This window comes from Kitasatospora sp. NPDC001225, assembly GCF_053597855.1.
Genome location: NZ_JBSFJC010000246.1, coordinates 1 through 5836, shown reverse-complemented (window position 1 = coordinate 5836; position 5836 = coordinate 1). Strand labels below are relative to the sequence as shown.

Sequence of the window (5836 nt, the reverse complement as noted above, 5' to 3'; positions counted from 1 at the left end):
GGTACCGTGGCGGCGCGCCACACCCCTCGGGCGGCCGGTCGGCGGCGGACTGCCGGCGGGTCAGTGCAGCCAGGGCTGGTAGTTCGGGTTGTCCACGCAGCCGGACTCGACCAGGGAGGCGGTGGCCCGGTCGACCGGGCAGGCCCGGCTGATGAAGTGCCGGTCCACGCCGCCGGGGAACGCGACCTCCACCTGGTCGGCGTACTGGTGCTGGTCGCCGATGGTCGCGTTGACGTCGATGCCGCCGGGGGCGTCGATGAAGTAGTCCCAGGGCACCTTCTTCCACTTCTTGTACAGCTCGGGGTCGTAGGTGGTGCTGACGAACGGCGAGGGCTGGTTCTGCAGGACGTAACTGGTGATGTCGTACTGGCCGTTGACGGTGTCCTTCGGCGCGAAGCCCTGCTCGAAGATGACGGACGGGTCGCGGCCGTCCGAGCGGAAGAGCGGGTGGCAGTTCTTGCGCCAGTGCGGCGTGGGGGTGATGCGGGGTACGTCCACCCGGCGGTCCACGGCGGCGTACAGCGGGTCCGGGCCCTCCGGGATGCTCTCGAAGGTGCTGGCGGGGAGGGTGACGGCGGGCCGGTCTGCGCAGTCGTCGGCACGCAGTTCGGCCTCGTCGGCGAAGTCGATGCGCCGGCCGTCCAGGACGATGGCGACGGCCTCGGTGCCGAGTTCACGGACGATGACGCCGTCGCACTGGGGGCCGCTCCAGAGCGCCTCCCCGCTGGGGTCGAGACAGCTGAACGGGGCGGCGTCGGCCTGGGCAGCGGGGGCGGCGGCGGCCAGGCCCTCGGGGGTGAGCACGACGGCGCAGGCGAGGGCGACCGCGCCGGCGGCCGTGCGGATTCGAATGTTGATCACGGCCGTTACCCTGGCCGCCCGCTGCCCCGGGGGTACCGCAACTCACCCGATCGAGGGCGTGTCAACGGCTTTGGTGGACGCCTTCAGGCGTCCCGGTCCGCGTGGATCGGGCGGGCGCGCTCCATGGCGGCCCGCCTCCCCGCCGTCAGCCGACGACGACCGGCTCACCGGTCAACTCGACACCGGACCGGCCGAGTTCGGCGACGGCCCGGGCGGTGGTGTCGGCGGCGACGCCCGCGGTGTAGTCGAGCAGGACCCGGACGGCGAAGTCGGCCCGCACCCCGTCGAGCGCGGTGGCCTTCACGCAGTGGTCGGTGGCGATGCCGACCACGTCCACCTCGGTGACGTCCCGTGCGCGCAGCCAGTCCGCGAGGGCGGTCCCGTCCGAGGTGAAGCCCTCGAAGCCGCTCTTGGAGGCGGAGTGCGCGCCCTTGTAGAAGACCTCGTCCACGATCGTCTCGGCCGTGGGCGCGAAGTCGGGGTGGAACTCGCCCCCTTCGGTGCCGACGACGCAGTGCACGGGGAAGGAGTCCTTGAAGTCCGGGTGGTCGGAGAAGTGGCCGCCCGGGTCGAGGTGGTGGTCGCGGGTGGCGACGACGTGCGTGTACTCGCGGCCGGCGGTGCGTTCGACGAGCTCGGCGATGGCGCGGGCCCGCCCGGCACCGCCTCCGACCGGAACGGCCCCACCCTCGCAGAAGTCCTTCTGCACATCGACGACGATCAGTGCACGCCCCACGGCACAGGCCTTTCTCACGGGAGTCTCGGTCCCCCACCCGTGCCCTGCCGGACGGCGGCCCGCGCCTCCCGTGCGTGATGTTCACCCGGGCCGCGCAACCTCGGAGGTGCGGCTCCGCTCACCCGGACGGGAACCGGACCGACTCTGGACCGGGCTGCCGGGGCACCTGCGGGGATTCCGGGCGGATCGGCGCATTCATGACCATCAGCAATCAGAATTGTTCAATAGCGGTTCACTACGGGGCAGTTCCGACCTTTCGGTCATGGCCGCCGACCGCACTCCGTACTGTTGTGAAGTGAGCGCGCCCCGGTCGCCTTCCGACCCGGTTTGATCGCTGACTGTTACTATCCGGTGACAATTCGCCCATGATCGATGGGCGGCCCAGGACGTCCCCACAGATGGCAGAGCCCGAATCGCGGCATCCACGCCTTCGGGCGAGCAACCACCTCCCCCGGAAAGGGGTACCCGTGATCGTCTCCAAGCGGAACCGCCTGCGCCTGGCCGCCGTGGCCACCCTCAGCACCCTCGCCCTCGGCCTGGCGGGCACCGCCCTGGCGGCCGGCCCCACCGCCACCGACCCCGCGCCCACCGGGCCGTCCGTCACCGCGCCGTCCGTCACGCCCCAGCCCGCCACCCCGCAGGCGGCCACGCAGGCCACCATCACCGCCAAGCCGTCGGTCACCACGGTCCAGGCGTGGGAACTGTTCCGGGTCACCGGCACGACCACCGGGCTCAAGGCGGGAACCACGGTGACCCTGCAGCAGAAGCAGAACGGCGCGTGGGTCACCCTGCCCGCCTCGGTGCCGACGACCAGCAGCGGCGCCTACTCGCTCGGTGTGAAGCTCGGCATCACGGGCCTGAACGAGCTGCGCATCGTCAGCGGGGACGTCGCCTCCCCGGTCTTCACCGTCACCGTGCGCTGACACCGGTCACGGCCCTCTTCTCCGCGACTCGCGGCCCGGGGCAGGCGGCACACCAGGAGCCACCCGCCCCGGGCCGAACACGAACTGCGCCTGGCCCTCGGCCTGTTCGACGCACTCGGTACACCCATCCAGAGGACCTGCGACAGCGCGGCATCGACGCCTGTCGGTCGAGGGGCGCCCCACCCCGTACGGCCCGGGCATCCCCCGGTGCCGGGCCGTACGAGCACGCCAGGACCCGCACGGCACCGATCCGGCTACCCGGCCTCAGGGCCGGGCCACCTCGGCACGCCGTGCGGGTCCGCGTCGGGGAGTGCGGGTCAGCGCACCGTGACGGTGAACACGGGCGAGGCGGTGCTGCCGCTGACGATGCGCAGCTCGTTCAGGCCCTTGATGCCGAGCTTCACGCCGAGCGAGTAGGAACCCTTGCTGTTGGTGTGGACGGAGGCGGGCAGGGTGACCCACGCGCCGTGCTGCTTCTGCTGCAGGGTCACCGTGCTTCCGGTCTTGAGGCCGGTGGTCGTGCCGGTGACCCGGAAGAACTGCCACGCCTGGACGGAGGAGACCGACGGCTTGGCGGTGATGCCGGCCTGCGCGGCGGCCGACTGGGCGGCGGACACGGGCTGGACGGCCGGGGTGGCCGCCATGGCGGTGCCCGCCAGCCCGACGGTGAGCGCGCTGAGGGTGGCCACGGCGGCCAGGCGCAGGGAGTTCCGCTTGGAGACGATCACGGGTGCACTCCTTTCACAGGAGGGTTCGGCCCGAGGCCCGATCGATGCGATCGACGTGACTCGGGCTCTGTCACCTATAGGGACGCCCCGCTGGGCACGTCGGTTGTGGACGGAACGTCACTTTCTTGTAACAGCAGGCGAGTTCGCCATCAGGGTCAGGGCGGACAGGCCAGGCCGGATCACATGAGCTTCCGGCTGCCGCCCTCCTTTGTCAGAGCACCCACGTTGATCGGCTGGAGGATGACGGTGATCGCGCCGGCCGAGAAGTGCTGCACCGGGCCGCCGGTGTTCCGCCCGTGGAAACTGTGCGGCAGCGCCTGCCCGTTGGTCGGGTCCGTGCCCGCCGTATACATGTCGACGATGCCCTCGTACCCCTGCCGGGCCTTGGCGTCGTTGCCGTCCGCGGCCTGCTCCACGGTGATCCGGTCGTCGCCGTCCTCGGCGACGACCGCCGCCACGTGGTAGGGCCACCCGCTGGTGTTGTCGGGGTGCTCGAAGTCCTCGTCCCACGCGGTCTCCACGATGGCGAACGCCTGGCCGGTGCCCGGCCGTTCCTCGCCGTTCGCGTTCGGGCCGCCGGGCCGGGCGTTCGCGTAGGCCGCCGCTCCCTGCGCGTTCTCCGCGTCGCCCAGGCCGAACTGGTGGCCGCCCAGGGCGAATTCGCTGGCGTCCTGCCCGAGGGCCAGCCGCTGCCGGTGCATGATCTCCTCGGCGGTGTGGGCACAGTCCGCGAGGAAGGACGTCTTCGGCTCGTACTCCGCGTACGTGCGTCCCGCGATCTGCCCGCTCTGCCCGGTGGCCTTGCAGTACCGGGGCGCCGGGGCGCCTTCCGCGACCCAGATGACGGTGGTGTCCGCCGCGGGATCGGCGGTCAGGAGGTAGAGGCCGTTCTGCGAGACCCGTGCGGGCCCCAACTCCTCGGTGGTGACCTGGGCGTAGCGCTGGACGGCCGTCGTGCCGGCGGCGCGCGCCGTACCCCGGGCCGTGGTGTCCGCCTTCCGCTGGACGGGGGCCTCTTCGAGGCCGTGGTCGCTCTGCTCGGGCATCCGGCTCATCACCCGGACCGCGTTGGCCTCGGCCTCGCGCTCGAAGCGGTCCCCGGGGTCGGAGACGCTCAGCCCGGACCCGTTGTCCGTACCGGCCACCGGACCCTGGCGCTGCTGGATGACGTGCGTCAACTCATGGGCGAGGGTGTGCTTGTCAGCGCCGCCGTCGCCGATGACGACATGGCTGCCGGAGGTGTAGGCACGGGCGCCCACCTCGGCGGCGGAGTCGCGGGCCGCGGAGCCGGTGTGCAGACGGACGTCGGAGAAGTCGGCGCCGAAGCGGGATTCCATGTCCCGGCGCAGCGGTTCGTCCAGCGGCCTGCCCGGCGTGCGCAGCACGTCGTGCACGGCGGAGCGCTGCACCGGCTCCTCAGTGGGCGGCTGGTGGCCGCAGCCCGCGCCGTGCCGGTGCCCGTGCCCGCTCCGCTGGAGCATCCGGACGACGGCCGCGTTGCCGACGGTGCGCTGCAGTCCGAGGAGCTCGTCGGGCGCCTGGCTGCCCGGGGCCTCCCCGGACCGTGTGGCCGCACTCCTGGGGGTGCGCTGCGGCTGCTTCTCGTCCTTCGTCGGCTCGTGCGCGTGCATGGAACTCCGCTCGTGGGGACGGCAGTTTCGTGGTCTTCCCCCTACATACCCGGTGCGGCCCCCGCGGGTAAGGGGCGCGAGGGCACGATGCACTGCCCGTACGGGCAACACGTCCGCACCGACGAGCACCGACGAGCACCGACGGCCGAGCCCGACCCGGGCGAACCGTCAGCCGCGCGGCGGCAGCCGTCGGGTGATCCGGCCGAACAGGTCCTCCAACGGCTCGCCGAGGTCCCGGCCGAACTCGGTCAGCCCGTAGGTGACCTGGGGCGGCGTCGTCGGCTCGACCTTCCGCCAGACCAGGCCGTCCTGGACCAGCGCGCGCAGGGTCTGGGCGAGCATCTTCTCGCTGATGCCCTGGATGCTCTCGCGCAGCTCGTAGAACCGGAGGTCGTTGGCCCGCAGGGAGATCAGCACCCAGATGCCCCACCTGCTGGTCACGTGGTCGACCATGTCGCGCGCGGGGCAGTCGGTGTGAAACACCTCATACCGCCGCCCGGTTTCGGCCTGCTTGTCCTGCGCACCTACCTCCATGTCCTGAGCTTACGTCAAGGTACGTCCTTACCAAGGGTTAGCCGCCGCTCCTAGCGTGAAGGCCACAGAGTCCGTCGGGCAAAAGGAGCTGACCATGATCGTGGTGACCGGGGCTACCGGGAATGTGGGCCGACCGCTGACGCGGGCGCTGGCGAAGGCGGGCCTGCCGGTGACGGCCGTGTCGCGGCACGCGGCGCCCGTGCCGGACGGTGTCCGCCACGTGGCGGCCGACCTGGCCGATCCGGCCGGCCTCGCACCGGCGCTGGCCGGGGCGGAGGCGCTGTTCCTGCTGCTGTCCGGCGACCTGCACGCCGCCGGAGCCGGGGCGGGCCGGACAAAAGCCCGGGGCCCGGCCGCGGGGGGGCGGCGGGGGGGGCAGCTAGGGGATGAGGGGGTGGGGAGACGGGCCCGGGGCCCCCCGCG

Annotated in this window: 7 protein-coding genes; 2 read left to right on the top strand and 5 right to left on the bottom strand. The window is 72.2% G+C overall.

Features of this window, described 5'->3' with window-relative positions:
- Nucleotides 1-60: 60 nt before the first annotated feature.
- Both ACWDCZ_RS38275 and ACWDCZ_RS38270 read right to left on the bottom strand, forming a co-directional pair.
- Entirely contained in the window at nt 61-630 is a 570-nt protein-coding gene (locus ACWDCZ_RS38275) for an ADP-ribosyltransferase (protein WP_443333952.1), read from the bottom strand.
- A gap of 376 nt (nt 631-1006) precedes the next feature.
- Nucleotides 1007-1597, bottom strand: a complete 591-nt coding sequence (locus ACWDCZ_RS38270; protein WP_117485821.1) for an isochorismatase family protein — start codon at nt 1595-1597, stop codon at nt 1007-1009.
- A 467-nt stretch (nt 1598-2064) separates the two neighbouring features.
- Between ACWDCZ_RS38270 and ACWDCZ_RS38265 the strand changes: the two genes are divergently transcribed.
- Nucleotides 2065-2520, top strand: coding sequence for a hypothetical protein (locus tag ACWDCZ_RS38265; RefSeq protein ID WP_449818354.1), 456 nt, complete (start codon nt 2065-2067; stop codon nt 2518-2520).
- A 317-nt stretch (nt 2521-2837) separates the two neighbouring features.
- Here the strand turns inward: ACWDCZ_RS38265 and ACWDCZ_RS38260 are convergent, their stop codons facing one another.
- The 3 genes from ACWDCZ_RS38260 to ACWDCZ_RS38250 all read right to left on the bottom strand — a co-directional run bounded on the left by ACWDCZ_RS38260 (nt 2838) and on the right by ACWDCZ_RS38250 (nt 5413).
- Entirely contained in the window at nt 2838-3248 is a 411-nt protein-coding gene (locus ACWDCZ_RS38260) for a hypothetical protein (protein ID WP_449818353.1), read from the bottom strand.
- A gap of 179 nt (nt 3249-3427) precedes the next feature.
- The gene (locus tag ACWDCZ_RS38255) at nt 3428-4879 is read right to left on the bottom strand and encodes an eCIS core domain-containing protein (protein WP_449818352.1); all 1452 of its coding nucleotides are present in this window, start codon (nt 4877-4879) and stop codon (nt 3428-3430) included.
- Between the two features lie 168 nt (nt 4880-5047).
- On the bottom strand, nt 5048-5413 hold the full coding sequence (locus ACWDCZ_RS38250; RefSeq protein WP_049649118.1) for a winged helix-turn-helix transcriptional regulator: 366 nt from the start codon (nt 5411-5413) through the stop codon (nt 5048-5050).
- Between the two features lie 94 nt (nt 5414-5507).
- Between ACWDCZ_RS38250 and ACWDCZ_RS38245 the strand changes: the two genes are divergently transcribed.
- A partial coding sequence (locus ACWDCZ_RS38245) for an NAD(P)H-binding protein (protein WP_449818351.1) occupies nt 5508-5836 on the top strand: 329 nt, incomplete at its 3' end.